This is a genomic window from Mesorhizobium sp. M3A.F.Ca.ET.175.01.1.1 (genome assembly GCF_004791945.1).
GTDB lineage: Bacteria > Pseudomonadota > Alphaproteobacteria > Rhizobiales > Rhizobiaceae > Mesorhizobium.
Genome location: NZ_SRTP01000003.1, coordinates 456,202 through 481,616, shown reverse-complemented (window position 1 = coordinate 481,616; position 25,415 = coordinate 456,202). Strand labels below are relative to the sequence as shown.

General features: G+C 64.8%; 30 protein-coding genes and 1 riboswitch. Of the genes, 9 read left to right on the top strand and 21 right to left on the bottom strand.

Annotated elements, in window-relative coordinates:
- Window positions 1–150: 150 nt before the first annotated feature.
- From EN818_RS10270 to EN818_RS32625, 8 genes are all read right to left on the bottom strand, one after another.
- Window positions 151–1,164 (bottom strand): ABC transporter substrate-binding protein, encoded by a 1,014-nt coding sequence (locus EN818_RS10270; protein ID WP_095808743.1) that lies wholly within the window; start codon window positions 1,162–1,164, stop codon window positions 151–153.
- Window positions 1,165–1,340: 176 nt separating this feature from the next.
- Window positions 1,341–2,117 carry a 4-hydroxy-tetrahydrodipicolinate reductase gene (gene dapB, locus EN818_RS10265; protein ID WP_095808816.1) on the bottom strand — a complete coding sequence of 259 codons (777 nt, stop codon included), beginning with the start codon at window positions 2,115–2,117 and terminating at the stop codon, window positions 1,341–1,343.
- Between the two features lie 303 nt (window positions 2,118–2,420).
- Window positions 2,421–4,526 carry a molybdopterin oxidoreductase family protein gene (locus EN818_RS10260; protein WP_095808742.1) on the bottom strand — a complete coding sequence of 702 codons (2,106 nt, stop codon included), beginning with the start codon at window positions 4,524–4,526 and terminating at the stop codon, window positions 2,421–2,423.
- A 215-nt stretch (window positions 4,527–4,741) separates the two neighbouring features.
- Window positions 4,742–6,619 (bottom strand): ABC-F family ATP-binding cassette domain-containing protein, encoded by a 1,878-nt coding sequence (locus tag EN818_RS10250; protein WP_095808741.1) that lies wholly within the window; start codon window positions 6,617–6,619, stop codon window positions 4,742–4,744.
- 211 nt (window positions 6,620–6,830) lie between these two features.
- Window positions 6,831–7,268 carry a MucR family transcriptional regulator gene (locus EN818_RS10245; protein WP_095808740.1) on the bottom strand — a complete coding sequence of 146 codons (438 nt, stop codon included), beginning with the start codon at window positions 7,266–7,268 and terminating at the stop codon, window positions 6,831–6,833.
- A 394-nt stretch (window positions 7,269–7,662) separates the two neighbouring features.
- Window positions 7,663–7,875 carry a hypothetical protein gene (locus EN818_RS10240; RefSeq protein WP_095808815.1) on the bottom strand — a complete coding sequence of 71 codons (213 nt, stop codon included), beginning with the start codon at window positions 7,873–7,875 and terminating at the stop codon, window positions 7,663–7,665.
- Window positions 7,868–8,938, bottom strand: a complete 1,071-nt coding sequence (locus EN818_RS10235) for a DMT family transporter (RefSeq protein ID WP_245420606.1) — start codon at window positions 8,936–8,938, stop codon at window positions 7,868–7,870. Before EN818_RS10235 ends, EN818_RS10240 begins: the two co-directional genes overlap by 8 nt.
- A 92-nt stretch (window positions 8,939–9,030) precedes the next feature.
- A complete protein-coding gene (locus tag EN818_RS32625; protein WP_165349877.1) occupies window positions 9,031–9,864 on the bottom strand; it encodes a hypothetical protein in 834 nt (277 codons plus the stop codon).
- Window positions 9,865–9,975: 111 nt separating this feature from the next.
- Here EN818_RS32625 and EN818_RS10215 point away from each other — a divergent pair, with 111 nt between their 5' ends.
- On the top strand, window positions 9,976–10,944 hold the full coding sequence (locus tag EN818_RS10215) for a LysR substrate-binding domain-containing protein (protein ID WP_129552863.1): 969 nt from the start codon (window positions 9,976–9,978) through the stop codon (window positions 10,942–10,944).
- A gap of 324 nt (window positions 10,945–11,268) precedes the next feature.
- Here EN818_RS10215 and EN818_RS10210 read toward each other — a convergent pair whose 3' ends face one another.
- A complete protein-coding gene (locus EN818_RS10210; RefSeq protein WP_095808738.1) occupies window positions 11,269–11,451 on the bottom strand; it encodes a hypothetical protein in 183 nt (60 codons plus the stop codon).
- Window positions 11,452–11,585: 134 nt separating this feature from the next.
- On the opposite strand from EN818_RS10210, the gene EN818_RS32620 reads away from it, so the two are divergent.
- From EN818_RS32620 to EN818_RS10190, 5 genes are all read left to right on the top strand, one after another.
- Window positions 11,586–11,753, top strand: coding sequence for a hypothetical protein (locus tag EN818_RS32620; protein ID WP_095808813.1), 168 nt, complete (start codon window positions 11,586–11,588; stop codon window positions 11,751–11,753).
- Window positions 11,754–11,957: 204 nt separating this feature from the next.
- Entirely contained in the window at window positions 11,958–14,039 is a 2,082-nt protein-coding gene (locus EN818_RS10205; RefSeq protein ID WP_095808737.1) for an ATP-dependent helicase, read from the top strand.
- A gap of 76 nt (window positions 14,040–14,115) precedes the next feature.
- A complete protein-coding gene (locus EN818_RS10200; RefSeq protein ID WP_095808736.1) occupies window positions 14,116–14,400 on the top strand; it encodes a hypothetical protein in 285 nt (94 codons plus the stop codon).
- 312 nt (window positions 14,401–14,712) lie between these two features.
- Window positions 14,713–14,892: a hypothetical protein gene (locus EN818_RS10195; RefSeq protein ID WP_129552864.1), complete on the top strand. Its 180-nt coding sequence runs from the start codon at window positions 14,713–14,715 to the stop codon at window positions 14,890–14,892.
- 178 nt (window positions 14,893–15,070) lie between these two features.
- Window positions 15,071–15,364, top strand: a complete 294-nt coding sequence (locus EN818_RS10190; RefSeq protein WP_135904452.1) for a DUF982 domain-containing protein — start codon at window positions 15,071–15,073, stop codon at window positions 15,362–15,364.
- A 34-nt stretch (window positions 15,365–15,398) separates the two neighbouring features.
- Here EN818_RS10190 and EN818_RS10185 read toward each other — a convergent pair whose 3' ends face one another.
- Window positions 15,399–16,190, bottom strand: coding sequence for a GGDEF domain-containing protein (locus tag EN818_RS10185; RefSeq protein WP_095808734.1), 792 nt, complete (start codon window positions 16,188–16,190; stop codon window positions 15,399–15,401).
- Between the two features lie 89 nt (window positions 16,191–16,279).
- Window positions 16,280–16,792 (bottom strand): DinB family protein, encoded by a 513-nt coding sequence (locus EN818_RS10180; protein ID WP_095808733.1) that lies wholly within the window; start codon window positions 16,790–16,792, stop codon window positions 16,280–16,282.
- Between the two features lie 60 nt (window positions 16,793–16,852).
- Here EN818_RS10180 and EN818_RS10175 point away from each other — a divergent pair, with 60 nt between their 5' ends.
- Window positions 16,853–17,545 (top strand): glutathione S-transferase family protein, encoded by a 693-nt coding sequence (locus EN818_RS10175; RefSeq protein ID WP_129552865.1) that lies wholly within the window; start codon window positions 16,853–16,855, stop codon window positions 17,543–17,545.
- A gap of 135 nt (window positions 17,546–17,680) precedes the next feature.
- Here EN818_RS10175 and EN818_RS10170 read toward each other — a convergent pair whose 3' ends face one another.
- Entirely contained in the window at window positions 17,681–17,896 is a 216-nt protein-coding gene (locus EN818_RS10170; RefSeq protein WP_095808732.1) for a hypothetical protein, read from the bottom strand.
- A gap of 267 nt (window positions 17,897–18,163) precedes the next feature.
- Here EN818_RS10170 and ndk point away from each other — a divergent pair, with 267 nt between their 5' ends.
- A complete protein-coding gene (gene ndk, locus EN818_RS10165; RefSeq protein ID WP_095808731.1) occupies window positions 18,164–18,586 on the top strand; it encodes a nucleoside-diphosphate kinase in 423 nt (140 codons plus the stop codon).
- A 170-nt stretch (window positions 18,587–18,756) separates the two neighbouring features.
- On the top strand, window positions 18,757–18,963 hold the full coding sequence (locus EN818_RS10160; RefSeq protein ID WP_095808730.1) for a hypothetical protein: 207 nt from the start codon (window positions 18,757–18,759) through the stop codon (window positions 18,961–18,963).
- A gap of 17 nt (window positions 18,964–18,980) precedes the next feature.
- Here the strand turns inward: EN818_RS10160 and EN818_RS10155 are convergent, their stop codons facing one another.
- The 9 genes from EN818_RS10155 to EN818_RS10115 all read right to left on the bottom strand — a co-directional run bounded on the left by EN818_RS10155 (window position 18,981) and on the right by EN818_RS10115 (window position 25,379).
- Entirely contained in the window at window positions 18,981–19,319 is a 339-nt protein-coding gene (locus EN818_RS10155) for a DUF190 domain-containing protein (protein ID WP_095808729.1), read from the bottom strand.
- A 14-nt stretch (window positions 19,320–19,333) separates the two neighbouring features.
- Window positions 19,334–19,744 (bottom strand): fluoride efflux transporter CrcB, encoded by a 411-nt coding sequence (gene crcB / locus EN818_RS10150; protein ID WP_095808728.1) that lies wholly within the window; start codon window positions 19,742–19,744, stop codon window positions 19,334–19,336.
- Window positions 19,745–19,749: 5 nt separating this feature from the next.
- Window positions 19,750–20,142: a fluoride efflux transporter CrcB gene (crcB, locus tag EN818_RS10145; protein ID WP_095808727.1), complete on the bottom strand. Its 393-nt coding sequence runs from the start codon at window positions 20,140–20,142 to the stop codon at window positions 19,750–19,752.
- A gap of 88 nt (window positions 20,143–20,230) precedes the next feature.
- A riboswitch (Fluoride riboswitch) is annotated at window positions 20,231–20,304 on the bottom strand.
- Window positions 20,305–20,565: 261 nt separating this feature from the next.
- Complete coding sequence (locus EN818_RS10140) at window positions 20,566–20,835, bottom strand: hypothetical protein (RefSeq protein ID WP_095808726.1); 270 nt, start codon at window positions 20,833–20,835, stop codon at window positions 20,566–20,568.
- Window positions 20,836–21,098: 263 nt separating this feature from the next.
- The gene (locus EN818_RS10135; RefSeq protein ID WP_095808725.1) at window positions 21,099–21,575 is read right to left on the bottom strand and encodes a molybdenum cofactor biosynthesis protein MoaE; all 477 of its coding nucleotides are present in this window, start codon (window positions 21,573–21,575) and stop codon (window positions 21,099–21,101) included.
- Window position 21,576: 1 nt separating this feature from the next.
- Window positions 21,577–21,834 carry a molybdopterin converting factor subunit 1 gene (gene moaD / locus EN818_RS10130; protein WP_095808724.1) on the bottom strand — a complete coding sequence of 86 codons (258 nt, stop codon included), beginning with the start codon at window positions 21,832–21,834 and terminating at the stop codon, window positions 21,577–21,579.
- A gap of 1 nt (window position 21,835) precedes the next feature.
- The gene (pgsA, locus tag EN818_RS10125; RefSeq protein ID WP_095808723.1) at window positions 21,836–22,432 is read right to left on the bottom strand and encodes a CDP-diacylglycerol--glycerol-3-phosphate 3-phosphatidyltransferase; all 597 of its coding nucleotides are present in this window, start codon (window positions 22,430–22,432) and stop codon (window positions 21,836–21,838) included.
- A gap of 104 nt (window positions 22,433–22,536) precedes the next feature.
- Window positions 22,537–24,618, bottom strand: a complete 2,082-nt coding sequence (gene uvrC / locus EN818_RS10120; RefSeq protein ID WP_129552866.1) for an excinuclease ABC subunit UvrC — start codon at window positions 24,616–24,618, stop codon at window positions 22,537–22,539.
- On the bottom strand, window positions 24,615–25,379 hold the full coding sequence (locus EN818_RS10115; protein ID WP_095808721.1) for an SDR family oxidoreductase: 765 nt from the start codon (window positions 25,377–25,379) through the stop codon (window positions 24,615–24,617). Before EN818_RS10115 ends, uvrC begins: the two co-directional genes overlap by 4 nt.
- Window positions 25,380–25,415 lie beyond the last annotated feature (36 nt).

Genomic DNA, 25,415 nt, shown 5'->3' with positions numbered 1-25,415 from the left:
CGCGAGGACGCACGGGAAGATCGCGGCCAGCCGCGGTTTCCCAAGCGCCAATGTCTGGAAGGCGCGCCGCTGCCGGATTGATTCAGGCAAGCAGCGCAAGTTGTTGTTTTTCAACGAGCGGACGGAATGGTCCGCGCTTGCCGACCGATGCTACTTGGCGGCGTCGACGAAGGCCGACGTATAGGTCTTCGACAGGTCGATCTGCTTGCCCTGCAGGCTCTTGGAGAAAGTCGACAGCACCTTCAGCACCGTCTCCGGGCCGTCGGCGGGCATGCGGCCGTCCGGCGTGAACATCGCCTTGCCACCGGCCAGCCCTTGCACATAGAGGTCCTTGTTGCCGGCGTAATAGTCCTTCGGCATCTTGTCGGCGATCTCCTCGGCCGAATGGCTGGCGATGAATTTCATCGTCTTGACGAAGGCATTGGCGAGCTTCTGCGCCTCTTCCTTGTGGCTGTCGAGCCAGGCCGACTGGACATAGAAGGACGCTGCCGGATAGTCCCCGCCCAGCGCCTGCTTGGTCTTCTCGGGAGTGCGCATGTCGACAAGGATATTGGCCTCGCCGGTCTTGAGCAGCTTGGCGATGGTCGGCTCGGTGGTCATGCCGGCCTGGATCTGGTCCTGCTTGACGGCGGCGATGAAGGTGTTGCCGGCGCCGACCGGCAGCAGCGTGTAGTCGCCGGGCTTCAGGCCGTTGCGGACGGCCAGGTACTGAGTGAGGAAATCGGTCGAGGAGCCGAGGCCGGTGACGCCCAGCGTGGCACCCTTGAAGTCGGCCGGCGACTTGATCTCCGAGTGCTTGGCCGACACCAGTTCCACCTCGCCCGGAGCCTGGCTGAACTGCACGATCGACTGGATGTATTTGCCCTTCGACTGAAGGTCGACGGTGTGGTCGTAGAAGCCGACGACACCTTGCACGGCGCCGGCAAGCAATTCGTTCTCGGCCTCGACGCCGGCACGGGAATTGACCAGCTCGACGTCGAGCCCCTCATCCTTGAAATAGCCGAGTTGCTGGGTGAGCACGGCCGGCAGGTAGATCTGCTTTTCCATGCCGCCGACGATGATGGTGATCTTGTCGGCCGCCGAGGCCGCCGTCGCGCCCGTGGCGACGATTGCCAGCGTCAGCGCCGCAGAACGCAGAATGCACTTCGAGATGAAACCGGTCACGTAACTTCCTCCAAACGGGCGGCGCGCCATCCGGGCTGCACCGCATTTCCTCCTTGCCGGCCGCTCCCGAACCGGACGCGCGGCGCCTGCCGCAGCACCCTCATGGCATGCCTAAGCTTTCAGCTGGCTTTCAGCCGTTTTGGTGACGAACGAACGGTCCGGCGGGCTCGCACCCGTCACGAAGACGTGAGGCTCAGCACATCGCGCATGTCGTATTCGCCGGGTGACCGTCCGGCGACCCAAAGGGCAGCGGCGATGGCGCCGCGCGCGAACATCGAGCGGTCGCCGGCCGAATGCGAAAGGGTGAGCACTTCGCCGTCGCCGAGGAAGCTGATGCTGTGCTCGCCGACGATGCTGCCGGCGCGCAGCACAGCAAAGCCGATCTCGCCCTGCGGGCGTGGGCCGACGACGCCATCGCGAACGCGCTTTGCCACATCGTTCAGCTCGACGCCGCGCCCTTGCGCGGCCGCCTCACCCAGCATCAGCGCCGTGCCGGACGGCGCGTCGACCTTGAAGCGGTGATGTGCCTCGAGAATCTCGATGTCGCAGTCGTCAGCGGCCAGCGCCCGGGCCGCCTGCTCGACAAGCCTGGTCAGCATGTTGAGGCCAAGTGAATAGCTGCCCGAACGCACGATGGCGACCTTCCTGGCAGCTCCGGCGATTGTGTCCAGCTCGGCGGTGCTGAAGCCGGTCGAGCCGATGACCAGCGCCGGGCCGCCGCGCGCCGCGCAGTCGCTCGCAAGTTCGGCGGATACCGCAGGCGTGGTGAAATCGACGACGACATCTGCAAGCGACAGCGCTTCATCGCGCTCGACCAGCCCTTCGCCGGCGCTGCCCGGCCGGTGGAAGCGAGCGACCAGGTCAAGTCGAGGGTCGGCTGCGACGGCCTCTGCCATTTGCCGCCCCATGCGCCCGAGCGCGCCGGCAATGGCTATTTTCAATGGCTGCGGCAAGGACACCTCGAAGAATCAGCGCACAGGTTCGGAATTGGCCGAAACCTCCCCGACTTCGTCATCCACGGGCGGAGCAGCCGCGAAGCGGCGTCGCGAAGACCCGAGGATCCATGCCGTGACTTAGGTCGGGGCACAAGCGAAGCAGAATTCTGAACCGTGGGCGGCGCTTCAGCGTGACGGCATGGATCCTCGGGTCTGCGCGCGTCGCTTCGCTCCTTGCTTCGCCCGTGGATGACGAAGCGATGGATGTTTCGGCTAATCTCCAAGCCGTGCGACCTACCAAATGCGCTCCCATCATCTATGTCAAAGTGCCCGCAGCCAGACCTTGTTGTCGTGGAAGGCGGCGCCGCCGTAAGGCGCCGGCGCGTCGGCGCCGGTCAGCACGTTGATGCCCTCGCCGCGCTCATGCGCGCTGTTCGGCCAGATGCCTTCGGCCACCACCACGCCGCGCTTCACACCGTCGAAGAACCTTGCGTGAATCACCACCTCGCCGCGCCGGTTGCCGATCTCGACGCGGTCGCCATCGGCGATGCCAAGCGCGGCGGCGTCCTCGGGATGGAGCAGCAGTTCCGGCCGGCCCTCCTTCGCCTTCGACACCGGCGTCTCGGCAAAAGTCGAGTTGAGGAAATTGCGCGCCGGCGACGTCGTCAGCCGGAACGGATGCTCTTCGTCCGCAACTTCGATCAGCTCGACATGGTCGGGAAACTGGGGCAGCAGATCGACCGGCCCGAACAGGCCCATGCTTTTCGGCGGCCGGTTGGGCGACGACTGTCCGGTCCAGTTGGGGCGGAAGTGAAATTTCTTGTCGGCATGGCCGAAGCCGTTGATGAAATGCGCGTCGTCGAATTCAGGCTGCAGGTCGATCCACTTTTCTTCCCTCAGGCTATCGAAGCTGCCGAGCCCGCGCTTGCCGAGAATGATGTCGATATGCTGACGCTCGGTCAGGCCGAAGCCCGGCCTGTCGGAAACGCCCAGCCGTTCGGCGAGTTCCTCGATGACATAGTGGTTGGTGCGCGGTCCTTGCGGCGGCTCGATCAGCTTGGGGCCGAGCGTGATGTGCTGGTTGCCGCCGCCCTTGTAGAGGTCGTCATGCTCCAGAAACATCGTGGCCGGCAGCACGACATCGGCGAGCTTGGCCGTGTCGGTCATGAACTGCTCGTGCACGCAGGTGAACAGGTCCTCGCGCAGGAAGCCTTGCTTCACCAGCCGCTGCTCGGGCGCGACGTTGACCGGATTGGTGTTCTGGATGAGCAGGGCCGTCACCGGCGGCCCGCCATAGAGCGCGTCCTCGGCGCCGGTCAGGACCGGGCCGATGCGCGAATGGTCGAGATAGCGCACGTTCGGGTCGCGCATCGCGGTGCCTTCGAGCAGATCCTGGTTCAGCTTGAAGATGCCGGAATTGGAATGAAAGGCGCCGCCTCCCTCATATTGCCATGCGCCGGTGACGGCGGCGATGGATGCGGCGGCATGCATGTTGATCGAGCCGTTGCGCTGGCGCGAGAAACCGTAGCCGAGGCGGAAATAGGTCTTCCTGGTCGTGCCGACGAGATGGGCGAAGGCCTCGATCTCGGCGACGCTCAAGCCGGTGACGGCGGCGGCCCATTGCGGCGTACGATCTTTGAGGTGCGCTTCCAGCCCGCGCGGGTCGTCGGTGTATTTTTCGAGATAGGCGCGGTCGGCCAGCCCGTCGCGGAACAGCACGTGCATGACCGCGCAAGCGAGCGCGCCGTCGGTGCCGGGCCTGAGCAACAGGCCGAGATCGGCCTGCTTCATGGTGGCGTTCTCATAGATGTCGATGACGACGATCTTGGCGCCGCGCTCTTTCCGCGCCCTGGTCGCATGGGTCATGACGTTGACCTGCGTGACCACCGCATTGGTGCCCCAGATCACCACGCAGTCGGACTTTGCCATCTCGCGCGGATCGGGGCCGCACAGCGCGCCCGCTCCCACCATCCAGCCGGTCCAGGCGAGATTGGTGCAGATCGAGCCGAAGAAGCCCGAATATTTCTTGGCATGCCGCAGCCGCTGGATGCCGTCGCGCTGCACCAGCCCCATCGTGCCGGCGTAATAGTAGGGCCAGACGGTTTCCGAGCCGTATTTCGCCTCGGCGGCGATGAACTTCTCGGCGACGAGGTCGAGCGCCGCTTCCCAGCTCGCTTCCTTCCAGGCGCCCTCGCCTTTGCTTCCAGCGCGCACCAAGGGCTTCAGGAGCCGGTCCGGGTGGTGGACGCGGTCGGCATAGCGGGCGACCTTGGCGCAGACGACGCCCGCCGTGTAGCTGTTGGCCTTGGCGCCATGGACGCGGCCTATGCGCTTGTCGTCGAGCAGTTCGACCTCGAGCGCGCAGGTGGACGGACAGTCATGCGGACAGGCCGAATGGCCGATCCCGAGCTTGGCGTGCTGGTTCATGCGGGAGTTTGTAGCGGGTTTTGCGGGTGGCGTGTAGAGCCAGATGACTGGCTAATCTCCCCCCTCGTGGGGGAGATGGCCGGCAGGCCAGAGGGGGTCGTCTCGCGTAAAGAGCCGACGTCCTCTTTCGTCACACCAGGCGTCGGCGCTCTACGCGCGGCTACCCCCTCTATCGCCTTTGGCGACATCTCCCCCTCAAGGGGGAAGATCACGCGCTACTCCGCGATCCCTTCCTCATACTCCGCCGACATCGTCAGCCACTTGTCCTCGTTCTGCGCCAACGTTTGCGCCAGTTGCGAGCGCTCCTTGGCCAGCCGCGTGGCGGTCGAGGGATCCTTCTCATAGACGGCCGGATTGGCGAGTTCGTCCTCGATGAGGTCGATGCGTTTGCGGATGCGGTCCATCAGCGCCTCGGTGGCGCGGATTTCCTTGGCCAGCGGCTCCAGCGCAGCGCGGCGCTGGGCCGCCTCGCGGCGGCGGTCGGCCTTGGATGTCTTGTCCGCTTCCTTCTGCTCGCGGCGATTGGAGGAAACGCCGGTGACCAACGTCTTGTAATCCTCGAGGTCGCCGTCATAAGGGTTGACCGCCCCGTCCTTGACCAGCCACAGCCGGTCGGCCGTCGCCTCGAGCAGATGCAGGTCGTGCGAGATCAGGATCACCGCGCCCGGAAAATCGTTCAGCGCATGGATCAGCGATTCACGGCTGTCGATGTCGAGATGGTTGGTCGGCTCGTCGAGGATGAAGAGGTTCGGACCTTCGAACGCGGAGAGCCCCATCAACAGACGCGCCTTCTCGCCGCCGGACAGATCCTTCGCGGCGGTGTTCATCTTCTCGGTCGACAGCCCGAACTGGGCGACGCGGGCGCGCACCTTGGCTTCCGGCGCATCCGGCATCAGCCGGCGCACATGCTCATAGGCGCTCTCCTCGGGGCGCAAATCGTCGAGCTGATGCTGAGCGAAGATCGCCACCTTCAGGCCCGGCGCGATCGTCATGCTGCCGGTCTCGCCCTTGAGGCGCCCGGCGAGCAGCTTGGCGAAGGTCGACTTGCCGTTGCCGTTGGCACCGAGCAACGCGATGCGGTCGTCGGCATCGATGCGCAGCGTCATCTTCTTCAGCACCGGCTTGCCCTCGGTATAGCCGACATTGACGCCGTTGAGCGCCACGATCGGCGAGGCCACCGTCTTCACCGGCTCGGGGAAGGAGAACGGCCGCACGGTGTCGTTCACCACCGCGGCGATCGGCTTCAGCTTTTCCAGCGCCTTCAGCCGCGACTGCGCCTGCCTGGCCTTCGAGGCCTTGGCGCGAAACCGCTCGACGAAGGATTCCATGTGCTTGCGCTGCGCCTCCTGCTTGGCGCGGCTCTTTTCCTGCAGCTCGCGCTGCTCGGTCAGCTGGCGCTCGAACTGGTCATAGCCGCCGCGCCAGAAGCTGAGCTTCTTCTGGTCGAGATGGACGATCGAGTTGACGGCGCGGTTGAGCAGATCGCGGTCATGCGAAATCAGCAACACGGTGTGCGGATATTTGGAAACGTAGTTCTCCAGCCACAGCGTGCCTTCGAGATCGAGATAGTTGGTCGGCTCGTCGAGCAGCAGAAGATCGGGCTCGGAGAAGAGCACGGCGGCGAGCGCCACGCGCATGCGCCAGCCGCCCGAGAAGGACGAGGCCGGTCGCTTCTGCGCGGCCTCGTCGAAACCGAGCCCGGCAAGGATCGTGGCGGCGCGGGACTCGGCCGAGTGCGCGTCGATGTCGGCGAGCCGCGTATGGATCTCGGCGATGCGGTGCGGATCGGTGGCGGTCTTTTCCTCTTCGATCAGCGCCTGGCGCTCGACATCGGCCTTGAGCACGATCTCGATCAGCGGCTCCTCGGTGCCGGGCGCCTCCTGCGCCACCTGGCCGATGCGGGTGTTCTTCGGCAGGCTGATCGAACCGGTTTCGGACGGAAAATCGCCGGTGATCGCCTTGAACAGCGTCGTCTTGCCGGTACCGTTGCGGCCGACGAGACCGGCCTTGGTGCCGGCAGGCAAGGTCAGCGTGGCATGGTCGAGAAGCAGGCGCCCCGCCATGCGCAGCGAGAGATCGTTGATGATGAGCATGGCCGGGCTTTTGCACTGGACGTCAGCGCTTCGCAAGAGCCAGCGCGCCGGCAAGACCGCTCCTCACCGGCCACCGGTGAGGCCGACATCCCGCCAGGCTGCCGGGATCGACGGGGACGGCCGGCCACACACCAACGCTGGGCGGCAAGCGCGAGCTTGTCACCCGGGGAGTGCAGCCGGCAACCCCACCAGCCAGGTGGGGTCGATATGCTTAGGCTTTGCCCTTGCGCTTGCCCTTGCCGGCATCGGCCGGCTTACGGCCGAGGCCGGAGGACTTGGCCAATGCCGAGCGGGTGGCCGAGTAGCTGGGCGCCACCATCGGATAGTCGGGCGCAAGGCCCCATTTGGCCCGGTATTCGTCCGGCGTCAGGCCGTGGTCGGTCGACAGATGCCGCTTCAGCGACTTGAACTTCTTGCCATCCTCGAGGCACACGATGTAGTCAGGAAAGACCGAACGCTTCGGATTGACGGCCGGCGTCAGCGGCGCGCTTTCCTTGACGGCGGCGGCGCCGGCGAGCTTGCGCACCGACGCGCTGACGCTGGCAATCAGATCAGGCAGGCCGGAAGCCGGAAGTGGATTGTTGCCGACATAAGCCGACACAATGTCGGCGGTCAGCTCGATTGCGGTCTTGTCGTCGAGATTTGACAATTTTTTCACCCTCTGCTGGCTCTGAAGTCGCCAGCTGTTCTTGGAGACTTTTCTTTAGGTATCGAATCGGACAAGCCCCCCAACGGGCCCTCCTGTGCCAGTAAAGCACACGACTCAATACCGCTAAATGTTTCCACCGAAGGTGGCTATCGCGCAAGTTAGGATTTCTAATAGCCCAAAGCGGTGCGTTACATCGCGCCAAGCCCCTGTTGGCTGACCAGATGGCGCTTTCAGCACTTCGATTGATGTATAATCCTTTATAGGTTCGAAGTTTGGCAGTTACCGCCATTTCGAGCAGCTGGAGTTTTTGCGGCCAGCCCCGACCGCCCGGCGTTGTGGGAGTGCGGCCGAAAGCCCAGCGCAATCAGAGCAGATCGCAGACCGCTCCACACGCTCATTTCGTCGTGGCGGCCTGGCGCCGGAATTCCGGCCGCTCGCTGTCGGACAGAATCTCAAGGACGCGCTTCCAGCGCGCGCAGCGGCCGAAATCCCTTTGCTCGATCGCTCCTTCGGCTTTCATGGCGGCATAGAGCGGCGCTTCGACGCCGAATTCCCTGACCAGCCAATGCGCCTCCTGTCTGGCGCGCCGTTCCTCCTCGTCAAGCATGATCTTCGGCATGATCTTTAACATGGTCCCTGGCATGATCCTCAGTCTCCGAACCTTCGATGCCGACTGCGATGCAGCTGCCGATGACCAGGACGGCGCCAGCGACGGCCGTCAACGACAGGCTTTCGCCCGACAGCGCCAAAAGCAAGGTGGACGCGATCGGCGTCAGATAGGCGACGATCGCAAGCCTGCCGCCCTGGGCGAGCCGCGCCGCGCGCGACCAGAAATAATAGCCCAGCCCCATCGGCCCGGCGCCGAGATAGAGGCCAAGCGCGAGATCCGCAGCGGCCGGGCGAGCCATCCCGTCATGAAGGCACCACAGAAAGGTCAGCACCACGCCGATGAGCGCCGAGGGCAGCAGCAGGCGATCCGGCGGCAGGGCAACACGCCCGACGGTGATCGAATAGAAGGCCATGCACAGCGCCGAACCGAGGGCGGCGAGATAGCCGCCCAGGCTGCCCGCGAACAAGGCCTGCGCGCGCCCGCCCGAAATCACCAGCGCGACGCCGACGAAGCCGACCGCCGCGGTCAGACCAAGCAGCATCGGCCGCCTGGGACGTCCGAGCACGATGATGGCTGCGGCGACCATCAGCGGCCAAGTATAGGCGACGAGATTGGCCTCGATGACCGGCATCGAGGCGAAGGCGATGTATTGCAGCACCATGGTGCCGACGAGGCCGATGAAGCCGACGGCGTATGCGGCCAGGCTCCGCGCAGGCTTGCCCTTCCCCCCTCGTGGGAGAAGGTGTCGCCGAAGATGACGGATCAGGGGTGCTCCAGCTTGGTGGCGACCGCGCTCCGGCCACCATCCCTCATCCGTCTCGGCGCGCCGCGCCGGTCCACTGCCCGGGGGCGAGCCACGGCTCTCGCCCCGCCCTTCGGACCCCGCAAGGGGAGACGGAGAGGTGCGCACCAGCCTGATCATCACAAAGACCAGGCTGGCGCCGCAGAACTGCAGGAACTGCACCAGCGACACCGGATGGCTGGCCAGCAGCGTCTTGCCGACAAGGGCGTTGGTGGCCCACAGCGCCACGGCGCCGAGAGCGAAGGCCAGCGCCGCCATCGGGGCGGCGGCGCCGCTGCGGATTTCTCGCCCTCGAGCCATGCCCGGCTGCGCGCTCAGCGACGGCTGCCGTCCGGCCGGCTCGGGACTCGCTACCATGTTTCCCTTGCCCCGCCGGCGACCGTCTCGGCGACCGGTTGTGGCATGGGGTGTTCTTCGGCATGGCGGCGATAGGCCGGAAGCTGGTTGTTCCAGACATCCTCGGCCAGCTCGTTCACCCAGGCACGGTCCTGGTCGTTGTCGGCGGCGAGGTAGAACATGCGGTTGTCGTCGACATAGGGCTTGGACACCGAGCGCTGGTTGAGCACCAGGGTGACGCGTTCGCCGAGCTGGATGGGAGCGGCGCGGTGCAGCACGCCGAGGAACTGGCCCAGCGTGGCATAATTGATCTTGTGGTCGATGCGCATGATCTTGTTGCGCGGCAGGTCGCGACCGCTTTCGAGGAGGGCACGGCCGGTCTCGGAGTCGTCGCAATAGATCTCGAGATGGCCGCCGATCAGCGGATCGGTCATCGACAGCGGAATGAGCTCCGTCACCGGAACGCCATCGCAATGCCAATCGACGGCGCCGTCCCTGGGGCTCATGAAGGTGACGGTCGAGCCGACGATCGACAGCGGATAGGGTTCGAGCCTGGTGCCCATCATGTCCGAGAGCCGCTCCAGGCGCAGCTTGTCGTTGAGAAGCTCCTTGATCTCCGGGATGTAACGGTCGGCGCCGGTGATGAAGGTAAGATCGAGATGCTTGTGCACCGCGTGCTTGTCCTTGAGCTTGCGCGCCGCCTCCTCGATCGCGGTAAGCAGATCCGGGTCGTAGCCGTGGCGATACTGGGCGACCCCGAAGCCCGACACTTTCCAAGCCGTCTCATGGCCAATGATGGCCTCGCGGCTCATCGCGCAGCGCAGTTCGGGGATTGTATGGGCGTTCATTCTACTTCTCCAAGCTGGGGGCAACACTTGGTAAACAGTCAATTAATTCCCCTACCCCTGTAAATTTAGGAATGCTGGTGCTAGCCTAAGCCCAGCTTAAGGTCCAAACCGGTGCGTCTGCTCAGTCAGGTCAACCTGAATTCACTGAAAATCGTGGAGAGTGCCGCACGGCATAAAAACTTCACGCGCGCAGGCGAAGAGCAGTTCATCACCGCTTCGGCAGTCAGCCAGCGGGTGAAGAGCCTGGAGGACCAGCTCCGCTTCAAGATTTTCCAGCGCGGCGGCAATGCGGTGTCGCTGACGCCGGAGGGCGAGGCCTATGTGGCGCAGGTACGCGAGGCTCTAGAGCGCATCGTGGCCGCCAATATGGAGGCCACCGGCCAGTCCCAGGCTCATGTTCTGAAGATCTGCGTGCTGCCGACCTTTGCCGCGCGCTGGCTGTTTCCACGGCTCTCCGCCTTCCAGCGGCAGTATCCCGAGATCGAGATGCGGGTCTCGACATCCTATGCCACGCATGAATTCGCGACCTCGGAATACGATCTGGAGATCCGGTATGGCGACGGCAGTTTCCCGGGCCTCAGTTCCGAGCTTCTGTTCCGGGAGGACCTGACCCCGGTGTGCAGCCGCAAGCTGTTCCACGAGGTGCTGGGCAACAAGCCGCTGTCGAGGGTGACGCCCGACGATTTGAGGCACTTCACCCTGCTCCACTCCGAGACCTGCACCCAGAACTGGCAGTCGTGGCTGCGCTTCGCCGGCGCGAGCTTCGTGCTCGGCGAGGCGAAGAGCATCTATTTCGATTCCTGCATGATGTCCTATGAAGCGGCCAACGCCGGGATGGGCTTTGCGGTCGCCAACCGCGCCTACATGGCAAGCGACATCCGCGCCGAGCGGCTGGTGGCGCCGTTCGCGGTGCACCATCCCAACAGCGCCGGCTGGTATTTCGTCTGCCCTGGCAAGGCGATTGGCGCCCGCAAGGTGAGCTTGTTCAAGCAGTGGATCATGGCCGAAGCGGCGCTGACGCAGCGCCAATTGGACGTCGAGATCACGAACCTGCCCGTAAGACGGGCAGCGATGGCGTAAGGCACCCGTGCAAGTTTAGACATTCAAGAACGCACAGCATACCAGGCTATGTGTTCGATCTTCTACAATGAACCGGCAGCACCAATGCCTGGGACCAGCTCAGGACATTTGTTGTAGATTTCACACAATCGCTGGAATTTCTGACCACCTTCAACAGGTCTTCCGCGGCGCGCCGCTGACCCGGCGGCAAGACTCAGCTATGGTGTTTTGTGCGGCGGGCCTGATTTTCCCGCTTGGCCGGCGCTTCCCAGCTTCCTCCCAAGCAGCGCCGGCCTTTCTCTTGCCGGCGACTTTCATTCGACTATGGCTGGCGATTGCGCGGCGTCACTGCTTCGGTGGCGTGCCGGGCTGATCGCCGCCGGTGGTCGACTGCGGCACCGGGTTCTTGTCGACCTGAGGATTCTTGTCGACGGTGTCGCTCGGCGCCTTGGTGGGTTGCACGCTGTTGTCGCAGGCGGCGAGCGCGAGCCCTGCCGCAAAGGCCAGCAGCACAGGAAGCTTCTTCATGACGACCTCCTCTCGTTCGCCCCTTTTCACTGGGCAAACGAAGCGCTGGCGGTTTGGTTGCGTGGAACGGGGAACCAACCGGCACATGCCCGGTTGAACACCGAGCCCGCTCGAAGCCAAATCAGGAGATGGTCATGATCCGCCTGTTGCTCACCGGCCTATTCGCCTATACCGCCTACCGCGTCACGATGAGGATCATCGAGGAAGTGCCCGGCGACGTCGCACCGCTGGAGATGCCTGGCGACGAGCGGCGCGCGCTGCGGCGCCAGTCGGCGGCGATGGGAGTGGAGCCGAAGCGGTAGACACAGCTGTTCTCCCCTCTTGAGGGGGAGATGGCCGACAGGCCAGAGGGGGTCGTCTCGCGTCGAGCGCGGCGCTCCTTCTCGGAAGTACGACAGCGCCGGCGCTTCACGCGCGGCGACCCCCTCTGTCGCCTTTGGCGACATCTCCCCCTCAAGGAGGGAGATCCCCGTTGCGAACAAAGCGGAAACGATGCTTGATGGGCGATGAACATCGCCGCTCGTGATTCGTCCTTCGAGGCGCCCGCCTATCTCGCGCGGCTGAATGACGAGCAGCGGCTGGCGGTGGTGCATGGCGACGGCAAGGTGGCGGCGCCGCTGCTGGTGATCGCCGGCGCCGGCTCCGGCAAGACCAATACGCTGGCACATCGCGTCGCCCATCTGATCGTCAAGGGCGCCGATCCGCGCCGCATCCTGCTGATGACGTTTTCACGCCGTGCCGCGGCCGAGATGGCCAAGCGCGTCGAGCGCATCGCCGGCGAGGTGCTTGGCCGCGACGCCGCCATCATCGCCGACGCGCTCTCCTGGGCCGGCACCTTCCACGGCATCGGCGCCAGGCTGCTGCGCGACTATGCCGAGCAGATCGGGCTCGATCCCGCCTTCACCATCCACGACCGCGAGGATTCGGCCGATCTGATGAATCTGGCCCGGCACGAACTCGGATTTTCCAAGACCGAGAGCCGCTTCCCGACCAAGGGCACGTGCCTGCAGATCTATTCGCGCGCCGTCAACGCGCAGGCGCCGCTCGGCGAGGTGCTGGGCTCCGCCTTTCCCTGGTGCGCCGGCTGGACGGACCAGCTGAAGGCCCTGTTCGCGGCCTATGTCGAGGCCAAGCAGGCGCAGAACGTGCTCGATTACGACGACCTCTTGCTCTACTGGGCGCAGATGGCGGCGGAGCCGGAGATCGCGGCGCATCTCGGCTCCCGCTTCGATCACGTGCTGGTCGATGAATACCAGGACACCAACCGGCTGCAGGCCTCTATTCTCCTGGCATTGAAGCCGGATGGCGCCGGGCTGACGGTGGTGGGCGACGACGCCCAGTCGATCTATTCCTTCCGTGCCGCCGAAGTGCGCAACATCCTGGATTTCCCAAAGCAGTTCGCGCAAGGCGCCTCGGTCGTGATGCTGGAGCGCAACTACCGCTCGACCGAGACCATCCTTGCCGCCGCCAATGCGGTGATCGGCGAAGCCACCGAGCGCTTCACCAAGAACCTGTGGACCGAGCGCAGATCGTCGCACAAGCCGCAACTGGTCAGCGTGCGCGACGAGGCCGAGCAGGCCGATTACGTCTGCCAGGCGATCCTGGCCGAGCGCGAGGCCGGCACGGCGCTGAAGGCGCAGGCCGTGCTCTTCCGCGCCTCGCATCACAGCGGGCCGCTGGAGGTCGAGCTCACGCGCCGCAATATCCCTTTCGTGAAATTCGGCGGGCTGAAATTCCTCGACGCCGCCCACGTCAAGGACATGCTGGCGATGCTGCGCTTTGCCGAGAACCCGCGCGACCGCGTCGCCGGCTTCCGCGTGCTGCAGTTGATGCCGGGCATCGGTCCGTCCGCCGCTTCGCAGATCATCGAGGCGATGGCGACGTCGCTGGACGAGACGATGGGCCTCGCCCGCTTCCGGCCGCCGCAGCGCGCGGCTGAAGATTGGCCGGTCTTTCTCGGTATCTACAGCAGTCTCAGGGCCGGCGCTAAATGGCCGGCCGACCTCGAACGGGTCCGGCTCTGGTACGAGCCGCATCTTGAACGCATTCACGAGGATGCGATCACGCGCCGCGCGGACCTGCTGCAGCTGGAGCAGATCGCGTCCGGCTATCCCTCGCGCGAACGTTTCCTGACCGAGTTGACGCTCGACCCGCCGGACGCCACCAGCGACCAGGCCGGCCCGCCGCACCGCGACGAGGATTACCTGATCCTGTCGACCATCCATTCGGCCAAGGGCCAGGAGTGGAAGAACGTCTTCCTGCTCAACACGGTCGACGGCTGCATCCCGGCCGATCTCGGCGTCGGCACCAAGGAAGACATCGAGGAGGAACGCAGGCTTCTCTATGTGGCGATGACGCGGGCCAAGGACAGCCTGCACCTTGTCGTGCCGCAGCGGTTCTACCCGCATAACCAGCCGGCGCGCGGCGACCGCCACGTCTACGCCTCGCGCACCCGCTTCATCCCGGCCTCGATGCTTGCCGCCTTCGAGCAGTCGTCCTGGGCCAGCGCGCGGATGACCAACGACCCGCGCGCCAGGCCTGCGGTCAAGGTCGATCTCGGCGCTCGCATGCGCGGCATGTGGAAATAGGCTTCCAGTTTCGGCACGGCCATGCGGCAACCAAAGGCCCGGATCGGCGTTCTTCGCCCATCAACGGAGCGCGTCGATGGAGCCGACAGCTGTAGTGGCGCTGATCCTGCTTTCTTGCAGCCCCGACATGCAGTCCTGTCACCGGGCTGAGACGCGGCCGGCCATCTATGGCGGGATGAACCAATGCGCCGCCGCCCTGCTCGCCCGGCTCGAGGGCACAAATATGATCGGCAGGTGTCGAACGGTAAAGGGCCTCGCCTCCGGCCAGGGTGTCGCCGTGGTACGCGTCACCCGCGGCAACGGCTCTCACGCGACTTCTACCGACTACCTGGTGACGCGCACCGAGAGCGCGACCGAATAGACTAATATAGACTTCCATATATCCGGTCGGGGGTGTTTTTATCGCGTATTCACTTCGCGTTCGGAAAGACGCCCGTCATCTTCGGCGCGAGCGATGGAACCTTCGATTGCGCTGTTCATTTGCGTTTGCAGGTCCTGGTACAATGGGCAGATCCGAAGACGGTTATACTCGCCATGGCGGCCGATCTTCAGGACAGGGTCTGCGGCTCGCAACGACTTGCAGGATTGCAGACCGGCAAGTTCGGCGGGGCGTGCCCAGGCTGCCGCTGGCGGAGAGGAGCGGCAGCCTGACGTAAACGAGGAGAAACGGACAATGCGTTTCATCCCTTCGGCTATGAGCTGGCGGCAGCGGCTGGCCGGTCTGGCCGGTCGGGTTTTCGTCAATACCGTTGCGGCGGTCGTCGCCGGAGTCGCCATCCTGTTCCTTCTGCTTTCGCCGCACTATCAGGGCTCCGCCTCAACCCCCGACACGACGATCGGAACAGCGCAGTAAACGTACCGCTGGTATTCTTCGGGGACGGCTTGCCTGCTCCTGCCCAGCCTCGCTCTCGCGTCCCACAAAATGGCTTCCCGGCATGGAACTTCGTCCCGCAAGGCGCGTTGTTGGGCGTCCTACCCAAGACCGGAGGATGGCGGTCCCGCCATCCTCCGCTTCCATTCGAGAGGCAAGCATGTACGACAGGATGTTCTTCACCCCGGTCGCGGTCAGTGTCGGCGCCGGCCATAAGCGCATGATCGCCTCGCTGTCCGAGATGCATGAGTTCCTGACCGAGTTCGCGCCCTCGCGCCGGCGCCTGAGCTATGGCGCCGCGGCCGAGGCCTGCGAGGCCGCGCGTGCGGGAGAAATCCCGGCCGAGGCGGCCCGCGACGCGCTGATCACCTTCGCGGTGACGGCCGGCATCCTGTGGCCTGCGGACCTGCCGCCGGTTGCGGTCACACGCGGCCATGACGGCTTTGCCGCCTGACATATTGCTGCCTTACGGCGTTACCTGAAAGACTTCAGTGAACCGTGCCGGACGTGTCGTCTGCCGCCACGCCGCGCGGGCCGGAGGCCTCGACGCTCACCTGGTCGCGGCCATTCGATTTCGCCTTGTAGAGATGCTTGTCCGCGATCTGGAACATGTCGGCATAGGTCGTGATGCCGCTGAAGGCGATGCCGCCGATGCTGACCGAAAGCGGGCACGGCCGACCTTCATGCGAGAATTCGATCTCGCGGATGCGCCGCCTGATGCCTTCGGCGACCAGCCAGGAACGCGAGGCGTCGGCGCCGGGAAGGAAGACCGCGAACTCCTCGCCGCCGATGCGGCCGACGATGTCGGCGCCGCGCAGCTGCGCCTTGATCGTGTTGGCGATGATCTTGAGCGCCTGATCGCCGCAGTCGTGGCCGAGGCGGTCGTTGATCGACTTGAAGTGATCGGCATCGACGATCAGCAGCGCGCCGGTGTCGGCGACCGCGTGGCTGCGGGCCTTCTCCAGATAGGCTTCGACCAGCATGGAGAACGCGCCGCGGTTGAAGACCGCCGTCAGGCTGTCGGTCGCCGCAACAATGGTGAGCTCCTTCTGGGTGATCGCCAGCTGGCGCATCTTCCACATCAGGAAGAACAGGAACGAACCGCCGAGGATGAGCGGCAGGAACAGATCGGTGAGCTTCGCCCACAGCAGCGCCTCCGGCGACAGCGATGGGAAATTGTAGGAATCGACGAAGAAGGCGGCGCCGATGAAGAACGCCGTGCCGGCAACCGTGACCACAATGACCCTGCCCCAACTCGTCGGGGACAAATCGATGCGCATGCCTTTCTCCTGCTGCAATGGCCTATTGTGAAGCGAGAGAACAAAAGAAGTCCTAACATACCGACACCGATGCGATGGCCAGCGGCCGGTCAGGCGTAGGCGCGACCTTCCTCGGAGCGCTGGAACAGCACGAGGTCGAGCGGCACGGACGGCCGGCCGAGCACGGTGAGGCACATATGCGCCTGGCCGCGATGGTGGGTCTGATGGTTGAAGAAGTGGCTGAGCGCCGGCGCCAGCCGCTGAGAGACGGTGCGCATGTCGGTAAGCGTCATGTAGGAGAAGCGGCCGGCGAGCGCCTTGTCGCTGATGCGGCCGAGCCAGTCGAGGATCCTTTTGTCCTCCGCCTCGCGTGCCAGCCTCAGTCCGCTCAGCGTGCGGTGGAGCATCGCCGCGGTGTCCCCTGGCGCGTCGCCCTCCCCGGTAAAGCGCTTCATCCAGACGCGGTCGACGGCGAGCAGATGGTTGAGCGTGCCCAGCATGGAGCCGAAGACGGCCCCGACATCTCGGCAGAGTTCCTCTTCCGGAAGCTCGGCCGCGGCATCATAGATGCGTCCATTGGCCCATTGATTATAGGCCGCAAACATCATGAAATGCTGTTTCATTCTTTCATCCGGCTCGCAACGAATCCCGGCTCTTCGTAAACCGCAGGAACCACCCCGCCAATGACCATTATGCTCTATGATCTCGTCGGCCACGATGCCCAACGGCCATTCAGTCCGCATTGCTGGAAGGCGAAGATGGCGCTGGCGCACAAGCGGCTGGAGGTGAACCAGTTGCCGACGCGCTTCCTGGAGGTGCCCAAGGTCGAGGGCGGCGTGTCCAAGACGGTGCCGGTGATCCGCGACGGCGAGCGGGTGGTGGCCGATTCCTTCGCCATCGCGCTCTATCTCGACGAAGCCTATCCGGAGCGGCCGACGCTGTTTGGCGGCGAGGGCGGCAAGGCGATGGCGCGTTTCATCGAGCGCTGGTCCCAGCTCACGATCCATCCCTTCATCACCAGCGTGGCGCTTCTCGACCTGCACGGCATGCAGGACGAGGCGAACGCGGCATATTTCCGCGAAAATCGCGAGCAGCGCTTCGGCAAGAGACTGGAAGAGGTGGTGGCCGGACGCGACGCCGGCATCACCGGCTTCCGCGCCTCGCTGGAGCCGCTGCGCTCGATGCTGACCTACCAGCCTTTCCTCGGCGGAGCATCGCCGCTGTTTGCCGACTACATCGTGTTCGGCGCGCTGCAATGGGGGCGCATCGCCTCGCCTTACCGGCTGCTCGACGAAGGCGACAGCGTGGCGCAGTGGTTCGAGCGCTGCCTCGACCTGCATGGCGGAATCGGCCGGCAGGTTGCCGCTGCCGCCTAGTGGTCTTCCCTCTCGATAGCCTCTCGAGGGGGAGATGTCGCCGAAGGCGACAGAGGGGATCGCCTCAAATGCTGCGACGCAAAGAGAAGTTCGGCACTCCGCGCGAGACCACCCCCTCTGGCCGGCCATCTCCCCTCAAGGGGGGAGATTTCCCGGCGCATCCTTTTCGACCAGCCTGACGCAGATCGGATCGCCGTGCTCGATGCGCGTGCATTGCCACTCCGGACCGAAGCCGAAATTCTGCTGCCCGCGCTGCGGGAAGAACAGCAGGACGAAGAGGATCCCGGCAAGAACGATGGCCATGAAGACAATGCCAGCGATATCGCCGCGTCTGAGGTAAGGCCAGTTCATCGCCTTCGGCTCCGCCGCGATGCTCCGACCTGCATTCGAACCGCGCCCGCAGCCGCCGGATTATCCCGCAAAGAGCCGGTCCTGACCAGAACGGTTCGCCGTTTCGCAGAAACGCCGAACCGTTCTATGTGTTTGTTTTGATGCAATTCCGGACGGAAACCATTTCGCACTTTTCCAGGAATTGCTCGGAAGCCGCTTCCCCTTGGCAAGGCGTCGAGCGGCCTGTATAGAGCCCGCCACTTCCATTCCCAGAACAAGGACGACCCAATGGCGATCGAACGCACCTTTTCCATGATCAAGCCCGACGCGACCAAGCGCAACCTGACCGGCGCCATCACCAAGATGCTGGAAGATGCCGGGCTGCGCGTCATCGCGTCGCGCCGCGTGTGGATGAGCCGCCGCGAGGCCGAGGGCTTTTATGCCGTGCACAAGGATCGCCCGTTCTTCGGCGAGCTGGTGGAATTCATGTCGTCGGGCCCGACCATCGTCCAGGTTCTGGAAGGCGAGAACGCGATTGCCAAGAACCGCGACGTAATGGGCGCCACCAACCCGGCCAATGCCGCCGAAGGCACGATCCGCAAGGTGCATGCGCTGTCGATCGGCGAGAATTCGGTGCACGGCTCGGACGCGCCGGAGACCGCCGCGCAGGAGATCCGCTACTGGTTCTCGGACACCGAGATCGTCGGCTGAGCCAGCTGACAGCAGGAAACGAGGCGGCCCGGTTCCTGCCGGAGCCGCCTTTTCCTTTAACCTGGGTGAATGCGGAGCCGCTCGAAGCACCTATGGTTGTGCGCCCGGCGATGGATGCTCTGCGCCCCGCGAGCATCTGTCGCGTCTCCGTCCCAAACTGAGAGGACGCGATGATCAATCCCCATGTCTCGAAGAGCGGCATCGCCTATCCTAGCGATCTGGCTCTGCTCAAGCGCATCTATGACGAGGTCTGCCAGGAGCGCGGCCTTACCCCAGGCAGCCCCGAAGCCTCGGCCCTGGCCAAGGATGCCATGGACATTTTTGCGGCCGGCATTTTCGACGAAGTCACGATCAGCCGACGTCTTCGTCGAAGCTGATCGAAGCGGCACGCGGTTCAATCCCCTTCGCCGTAGCGGACCACCTCGACCTTTTCCCTGGTGATCAGGCAGCTCTTGGTCAGTGCCTTGATCTGCGGGATCAGCGCGTCGATCTTTTCCGGCGCGTCGACGATCTCGACGACGATGGGCAGGTCCTGCGACAGGCGCAGGATCTTGGCCGTGTGCAGCACGCTCGAGCGGCCGAAGCCGAGGGGCCCCCTGAGCACCGTGGCGCCGGCCATTCCGGCCTCCCGCGCCGTAATGACGATCGCCTCATGCAGCGGCTTGCCGTCGGCCGACCTGTCATCCTCGCCGAAGAATATCCTGAGCAGCACGCATTGGCTGGGAAGTTCCATGTTCTCCTCCCAGATTACCGGTTGATCCTGATCGCCATGGCATAGCCGAGCCAGGCGGCCGCCAGCGACAACACGACCACACTGACAAGATAGGTCGCGGCGAGGCCGAGGTCGCGCTCGAAAAGCAGGATGAAGGTGTCCAGGCTCATGGCCGAGAAAGTGGTGAGACCGCCGCAAAAGCCGCCAGTGACGAACTGGCGGGCGGTCGGGCCAATCATCAGGCGCCCGTCCGGCCGGGTCAGCGTGGCGAAGAACGTGACGACCCAGGAGCCGACGACATTGACGAAAGCCGTTGCAAGAAGCGCGCTGAGGCCGAGCAACGAAACAATGACATAGCCGGAGAGGAAACGCGCCAGCGAGCCGATGGCCGCACCGCCGCCGACCGCCAGATAGAGTTGCGCTGCCTGTCTGTCCTTGCCTCCCATGGCCTTTACCCCGCCATCCAGACGACGGCAAAGAAGCCGGCCGCGACGAAGAGCACGCACGCCGCCGATGAAGCAACGACATTGAAGACGGCGAGCCGCCCCTCCCCGTCCAGCGCCAGGTTCAGCGTCTGCAGGCAGAAGGAGGAGACGGTGGTGTAGCCGCCGAACAGACCGACGACGATGAAATCACGGACCAGATCGCTGGCGAAGACGCCGCCGACCGTGCGAGCCGCGCCGGCAAAGCCACCGATGGCCAAGGCGCCGGAGACGTTGACCGCCAGCGTGCCCCAGGGAAAGGTCTCGCCGACCGCGCGGCCGACGATGCCCGAAAGGAAGAAGCGGGATATGCCGCCGCAAAACCCGCCGATCAGGACCAGGGCGCAAGCCGCAAGGGTCATTGCTTCATGCCTCTCCATTTACGGCCCGAGCCGCGTTGACCGAACAGGCATGTTGCGAGCGCACAAGCAGATCCTGCCGCGCAGAGCACGCCTGGCAGGAGTCATCAGCCCAGATGCGAAAAGCTTGGGCGGTTTCGGGGGAACCCCATCCCCATTCTTGCAGCGGCGAAACTAGGTGTTTCCGCCATTCCGGTCAATCGGCGCTGGAGCCTGGCAAGGAGACCGGACGCCTTCACCATTGGCGATCTCGCCATGTTCGAGAAGGCGATCCGCAAGCTGCTGCTTGAAATCGCCGGCCAGCCCATACGGGCGAGGCTCGCTTCCTATGCACGCTCGGCGACATTCGATTGCGCGATGCCCGGCTGCGCGCTGGTCGGTTCACGGCAGTGCAGCACCCGCCGCCCCTCGCGGCGGGTCGAGACGTCACTTTGCCTCGCGCTCCTTCACATTCGCATGAAGGTTCGCTGCCTCGGTGTCGGTGGACGGCGTCCTCATGTCCTCGCCTCCGAACGGGCTGCCCTGTCCAGGCGCGAGGTCGCCGCTATGGCCGGCCTTGTTGGTCTGGAACGCCTGGCTGTCCGGGCTGAGCCCATGCTCAAGCGCGTTGACGAGGTGGTCGTCCGCCTTGGCAAGGCCGGCGAAGGCGATCAGCGAAAGGCTTGTGACCGCAAGGATGAGCGCGTGCTTTTTCATATCTGGTCTCCTTTGAGTAGCCAGATCGAGCCGCTTTCGGTCTGGCGGCTTCAACGAAGGATGTTCTTGGGAAACATCCCTTGTGCCTGCCCGCCATCTCAGAAGGGAACGCTTCGGGTGTCCGGATTATTCCCGGAAAATCTCGGGGTCGGACCGACCCCATCGTAGGAACGACGGTCCGGGACTTGCCGTCAGGTATCAACGGCGGCAAGGAGTGCGGTTCAATGGTAGAACGGGGCCAAGCCCCGGAACCAGGCCGGGCTTCATCCGCCCGACTTCCAGCGGTCGGCGGCTTCGTCGTCGGCTTCCTTGGCCTCGACCCAACCGCCTTCGGAGCCATCGGCAAGATGCTCCTTCTTCCAGAAGGGCGCGCGCGACTTCAGGTAATCCATCAGGAAGTTCGCCGCCTCGAAGGCGGCCTGCCGATGCGACGAGGCCGCGACCACCAGCACGATGTTTTCGCCGGGCGCAATCTTGCCGTGGCGGTGGATGACGGTCAGCCCCTGCAGAGGCCAGCGCAGAACCGCCTCGGCGGCGATGCGGCCGATCTCGGCCTCGGCCATGCCGGGATAGTGCTCCAGTTCGAGCGCCGAAAGCGCGCCCTGCTCGTCACGGCAGAGCCCGGAGAACGTCACCACGGCGCCGATGTCGGCGCGGTCCTTGGTCAGGGCGGCAATCTCGGCGGCGACGTCAAAATCCTGGCGCTGGATGCGTATGACAGGCGCCACGGCGCTCGCCACCTCAGCCTCCGGTCATCGGCGGGAACAGCGCGATTTCGCGCGCGCCCGCTATTTTCTCGCGATGGCCGACATGTTCCTGGTTGATGGCGACACGGATCACGTCGGAATGCTGCAGCGCGTGCTCGTATTCCTCGCCCCGCGACTTCAACCAGCGCAGCAGGTCGGCGACCGTCTCGATGCCGGCCGGCAGCTCGACCTCCTCTTCCGGCTTGCCGATGCGCTCGCGCACCCAGGCGAAATAGATGAGCTTCGTCGACATCTTACTCGTCCATGATGTGCTTCAGGCCGGCGCGGAAATAGTCGTAGCCGGTGTAGAGCGTGACGAGCGCCGCGATCCACAGCAGCACCAGCCCGATCTGGGTGGTCAGCGGGAAGATCTTGTCGCCGGCCGGGCCGACCAGAAGGAAGGCGATGGCGATCATCTGGATGGTGGTCTTCCATTTGGCAAGCTGCGTCACCGGCACGGAGACCTTGAGGGCCGCCAGATATTCGCGCAGTCCCGACACCAGAATCTCGCGGCACAGGATGATGATCGCCGCCCATAGCGACCAGCCGGCGATGCCGGCATGGCGATCGGTATCGGCGGCAAGCAGAAGCAGGCAGGTGGCGACCAACAGCTTGTCGGCGATCGGGTCGAGCATCTTGCCGATGTTGGAGGTCTGCTGCCAGGCGCGGGCGAAATAGCCGTCGAAATAATCGGTGATGGAGGCGAGCAGGAAGATGGCCAGCGCCGACCAGCGGGCGAAGTCGGACGACTTCAAATGCCCCTCGAGAAAAAAGCACAGCACCACCAGCGGCACCGCGATGATACGGGCGTAGGTGAGAATGTTCGGCAGGTTGAACGCGCGCTGGGCCATGTCGTCTCGGGAATTCTCCTCCGCCTGCTACTCAAATCAGAAGCCAATGTGGGGGGTCAACAGGCGAGATTCGATTGGTCAGGCAAAAATAGGCGCAAGAATGGTCAGCTGTCATGAAAATGGTTGTAGACCAGCTTCGCGACATGCTCGGAAATGCCGTCGACCTTGACCAGGTCCTCGATCGCGGCGCGGCTGACGGCCTTGGCGGTGCCGAATGCGAGCAGCAGCGCCCGCTTGCGGCCGGGGCCGATGCCGGCGATCTCGTCGAGCGGGCTTTTGACCATCTCCTTCTTGCGGCGGGCGCGGTGCGAACCGATGGCGAAGCGGTGCACCTCGTCGCGCAGGCGCTGGACGAAATAGAGCACCGGGTCGCGCACCGGCAGCGTGAAGGAGTCCCGGCCCTTGACGAAGAAGCGCTCGCGCCCGGCGTCGCGGTCCTGACCCTTGGCGATGCCGATGGCCGCGACCCGCTCCTCGATGCCGAGATCGGAGAGGATCTGCCGCACCGCCGTCATCTGGCCCTGGCCGCCGTCGATCAGGATGACGTCGGGCCAGGCCGGGAAGCTGCCGTTGCCGGCGACCAGGTCCTCGTCCGTGCCGTTCTCGGCTTCCACGCCGTCCGAAGGCTGAGCGTCGCCATGTTCCCTGAGCAGCCGCGAGAAGCGCCGCTGCATCACCTCGCGCATCATGCCGAAATCGTCGCCGGGCGTGATCTCGGTCGAACGGATGTTGAATTTCCGGTACTGGTTCTTCACAAAACCTTCCGGCCCGGCGACGACCATGGCGCCGACAGCGTTCGTGCCCATGATGTGCGAGTTGTCGTAGACCTCGATGCGGACCGGCGGCTTCGCCAGCCCGAAGGTCTCGGCAAAACCGTTAAGCAGCCGCGCCTGCGTGGAGGTTTCGGCGAGCCTTCGGCCGAGCGCCTCGCGCGCGTTCTGCAGCGCATGGTCGGTCAGGTCCTTCTTCTCGCCGCGCTGCGGCACCGAGATCGCTATCCTGCGCCCGGCACGGGTCGACAGCGCCTCGGCAAGCAGTTCCTGTTCCTGCACGGGCTGGGAAAGCAGCAGCGTGCGCGCGGGCAGTTTGTCGTCGTAGAACTGCGCCAGGAACGAGCCCAGCACTTCGGCTCCCTCCAGTGCCGGATCCGCCTTCGGGAAATAGGCTCGGTTTCCCCAGTTCTGGCCGGTGCGGAAGAAGAACACCTGGATGCAGGTCTGGCCGCCTTCCTGATGGACGGCGAAGACGTCCGCCTCCTCGACCGTCTGCGGGTTGATGCCCTGGTGCGCCTGGACATGCGAGAGCGCCGCAAGGCGGTCGCGATAAATGGCCGCGCGCTCGAAATCGAGCTCCTCGGAGGCCTGCTGCATGGCGGCCGAAATCTCGGTCTTCACCTTCTGGCTGCGGCCGGAGAGGAAATCCTTGGCCTCGGCGACCAGTTCGGCATAGCCCTGATGCGAGATCTCGCCGGTGCACGGGCCGGCGCAGCGCTTGATCTGGTAGAGCAGGCAGGGCCGGGTGCGGTTCTCGTAGAAGGAGTCCGTGCAGCTCCTGAGCAGAAAGGCGCGCTGCAGCGAGTTGATGGTGCGCCCGACCGCGCCGGCGGAGGCGAAGGGGCCGAAATAGTCGCCCTTGCGCGAGCGCGCGCCGCGGTGCTTGTAGATGCCCGGCGAGACATGATCGCCGGTCAAGAGGATGTAGGGAAACGACTTGTCGTCCCGCATCAACACGTTGAAGCGCGGCCTGAGCCGCTTGATGAGGTTGGCCTCGAGCAGCAGCGCCTCGATCTCGGTGCGGGTGACGACGAACTCCATCGTCGCCGTCTCGCGCACCATGCGGCCGATGCGGGCGGTGTGGAAGCGTCCCTGCGCATAGTTGGTGACGCGCTTCTTGAGGCTGCGCGCCTTGCCGACATAGAGCACGTCGCCGGCGGCGTTCATCATGCGGTAGACGCCCGGCTGATTGGGCAGCCGCTTGACCAAGGTCTGGATCACCTCGGCGCCGACCATGCCGTCGGCATCGCCGGCATGCGGCGTCCAGTCGATCGCGGTGAAGGCGACATCGGGTCCGGCCGGCATGGGCTCCGGCTCGACGATCTCCTCCGTTGCCTCGTCCTCGAGATCGATGCCGGGCGGCAGATCGTCGGCGGCGCCGTTTCGTCTGTGTTTCTGGTCTGCGGGAGTCATTCCACCATGCCTGTCACATCGGGCGTCTGCCATGCAAGATGCTGGCCGCCGTCGAGCGCGATCATCTGGCCGGTAACCGAGCGCGCTTCCCATAGATAGCGGATGGTGGCGCCGAATTCCGGCAATTGCGGGCCGCGCTTGAGGATCAGGCCTTCGACCTGCTTGCCGAAATCATCATCGTCCTGGCGCTTGTTCTTGAGCGTCGGGCCGGGGCCGATGGCGTTGACGCGGATGCTTGGGCCCAGCGCCTGCGCCAGCATCTGGGTCTCGGTCCACAGCGCCGATTTCGACAGCGCATAGGAGAAATAGCGCGGTGTCGGCCGCCAGACGCGCTGGTCGATGATGTTGACGATCAGCCCCTCCGCGCCCTCCGGCAGCGCGCGGGCGAAATTCTGCGCCAGCAGCGCCGGCGCCTTCACATGGATGGCGAAGTGACGGTCCCAGGCCTGCCAGTCGAGATCCTCGATACGGTCGTCAACAAACAGCGAGGCGTTGTTGACCAGCAGCGTGACGGGCCCAAGTGCGGCCTGCGAACGGCCGACGAGATCGCCGACGGCGTCCATGTCGGTCAGGTCGGCGACAACCACGGCGGCGCGCCCGCCATTTGCCTGGATGCGGCTGGCCACAGCCTCAGCCTCGGCGCCCGACCGGTTGGCGTGGATGGCGACGGCAAAGCCATGCGCCGCAAGGTCCTCGACGATAGCCTTGCCGATCCGTTTCGCGCCACCCGTTACCAGCGCAACGGCTGGGGCTTGTCTCATCTGTCAATCCTTAATCGACGCCGCGATTCCGGCAGC

What these genes read in the sequence shown, in the direction of transcription:
- EN818_RS32620 (WP_095808813.1), top strand. Translation starts at nt 11,586, where the DNA reads ATGATCCGCCTGTTGCTCACCGGCCTATTCGCCTATACCGCCTACCGC.
- EN818_RS32625 (WP_165349877.1), bottom strand. Translation starts at nt 9,864, where the DNA reads ATGAACGCCCATACAATCCCCGAACTGCGCTGCGCGATGAGCCGCGAG.
- pgsA (WP_095808723.1), bottom strand. Translation starts at nt 22,432, where the DNA reads ATGGCCCAGCGCGCGTTCAACCTGCCGAACATTCTCACCTACGCCCGT.
- EN818_RS10140 (WP_095808726.1), bottom strand. Translation starts at nt 20,835, where the DNA reads ATGAAAAAGCACGCGCTCATCCTTGCGGTCACAAGCCTTTCGCTGATC.
- EN818_RS10240 (WP_095808815.1), bottom strand. Translation starts at nt 7,875, where the DNA reads ATGCTTGACGAGGAGGAACGGCGCGCCAGACAGGAGGCGCATTGGCTG.
- moaD (WP_095808724.1), bottom strand. Translation starts at nt 21,834, where the DNA reads ATGTCGACGAAGCTCATCTATTTCGCCTGGGTGCGCGAGCGCATCGGC.
- uvrC (WP_129552866.1), bottom strand. Translation starts at nt 24,618, where the DNA reads ATGACTCCCGCAGACCAGAAACACAGACGAAACGGCGCCGCCGACGAT.
- crcB (WP_095808727.1), bottom strand. Translation starts at nt 20,142, where the DNA reads ATGACCCTTGCGGCTTGCGCCCTGGTCCTGATCGGCGGGTTTTGCGGC.
- EN818_RS10200 (WP_095808736.1), top strand. Translation starts at nt 14,116, where the DNA reads ATGGAGCCGACAGCTGTAGTGGCGCTGATCCTGCTTTCTTGCAGCCCC.
- EN818_RS10235 (WP_245420606.1), bottom strand. Translation starts at nt 8,938, where the DNA reads ATGGCGGCGCTGGCCTTCGCTCTCGGCGCCGTGGCGCTGTGGGCCACC.
- EN818_RS10210 (WP_095808738.1), bottom strand. Translation starts at nt 11,451, where the DNA reads ATGAAGAAGCTTCCTGTGCTGCTGGCCTTTGCGGCAGGGCTCGCGCTC.
- ndk (WP_095808731.1), top strand. Translation starts at nt 18,164, where the DNA reads ATGGCGATCGAACGCACCTTTTCCATGATCAAGCCCGACGCGACCAAG.
- EN818_RS10175 (WP_129552865.1), top strand. Translation starts at nt 16,853, where the DNA reads ATGACCATTATGCTCTATGATCTCGTCGGCCACGATGCCCAACGGCCA.
- EN818_RS10155 (WP_095808729.1), bottom strand. Translation starts at nt 19,319, where the DNA reads ATGGAACTTCCCAGCCAATGCGTGCTGCTCAGGATATTCTTCGGCGAG.
- EN818_RS10160 (WP_095808730.1), top strand. Translation starts at nt 18,757, where the DNA reads ATGATCAATCCCCATGTCTCGAAGAGCGGCATCGCCTATCCTAGCGAT.
- EN818_RS10115 (WP_095808721.1), bottom strand. Translation starts at nt 25,379, where the DNA reads ATGAGACAAGCCCCAGCCGTTGCGCTGGTAACGGGTGGCGCGAAACGG.
- EN818_RS10195 (WP_129552864.1), top strand. Translation starts at nt 14,713, where the DNA reads ATGCGTTTCATCCCTTCGGCTATGAGCTGGCGGCAGCGGCTGGCCGGT.
- EN818_RS10260 (WP_095808742.1), bottom strand. Translation starts at nt 4,526, where the DNA reads ATGAACCAGCACGCCAAGCTCGGGATCGGCCATTCGGCCTGTCCGCAT.
- EN818_RS10205 (WP_095808737.1), top strand. Translation starts at nt 11,958, where the DNA reads ATGAACATCGCCGCTCGTGATTCGTCCTTCGAGGCGCCCGCCTATCTC.
- EN818_RS10190 (WP_135904452.1), top strand. Translation starts at nt 15,071, where the DNA reads ATGTACGACAGGATGTTCTTCACCCCGGTCGCGGTCAGTGTCGGCGCC.
- EN818_RS10170 (WP_095808732.1), bottom strand. Translation starts at nt 17,896, where the DNA reads ATGAACTGGCCTTACCTCAGACGCGGCGATATCGCTGGCATTGTCTTC.
- EN818_RS10180 (WP_095808733.1), bottom strand. Translation starts at nt 16,792, where the DNA reads ATGAAACAGCATTTCATGATGTTTGCGGCCTATAATCAATGGGCCAAT.
- EN818_RS10250 (WP_095808741.1), bottom strand. Translation starts at nt 6,619, where the DNA reads ATGCTCATCATCAACGATCTCTCGCTGCGCATGGCGGGGCGCCTGCTT.
- crcB (WP_095808728.1), bottom strand. Translation starts at nt 19,744, where the DNA reads ATGGGAGGCAAGGACAGACAGGCAGCGCAACTCTATCTGGCGGTCGGC.
- EN818_RS10185 (WP_095808734.1), bottom strand. Translation starts at nt 16,190, where the DNA reads ATGCGCATCGATTTGTCCCCGACGAGTTGGGGCAGGGTCATTGTGGTC.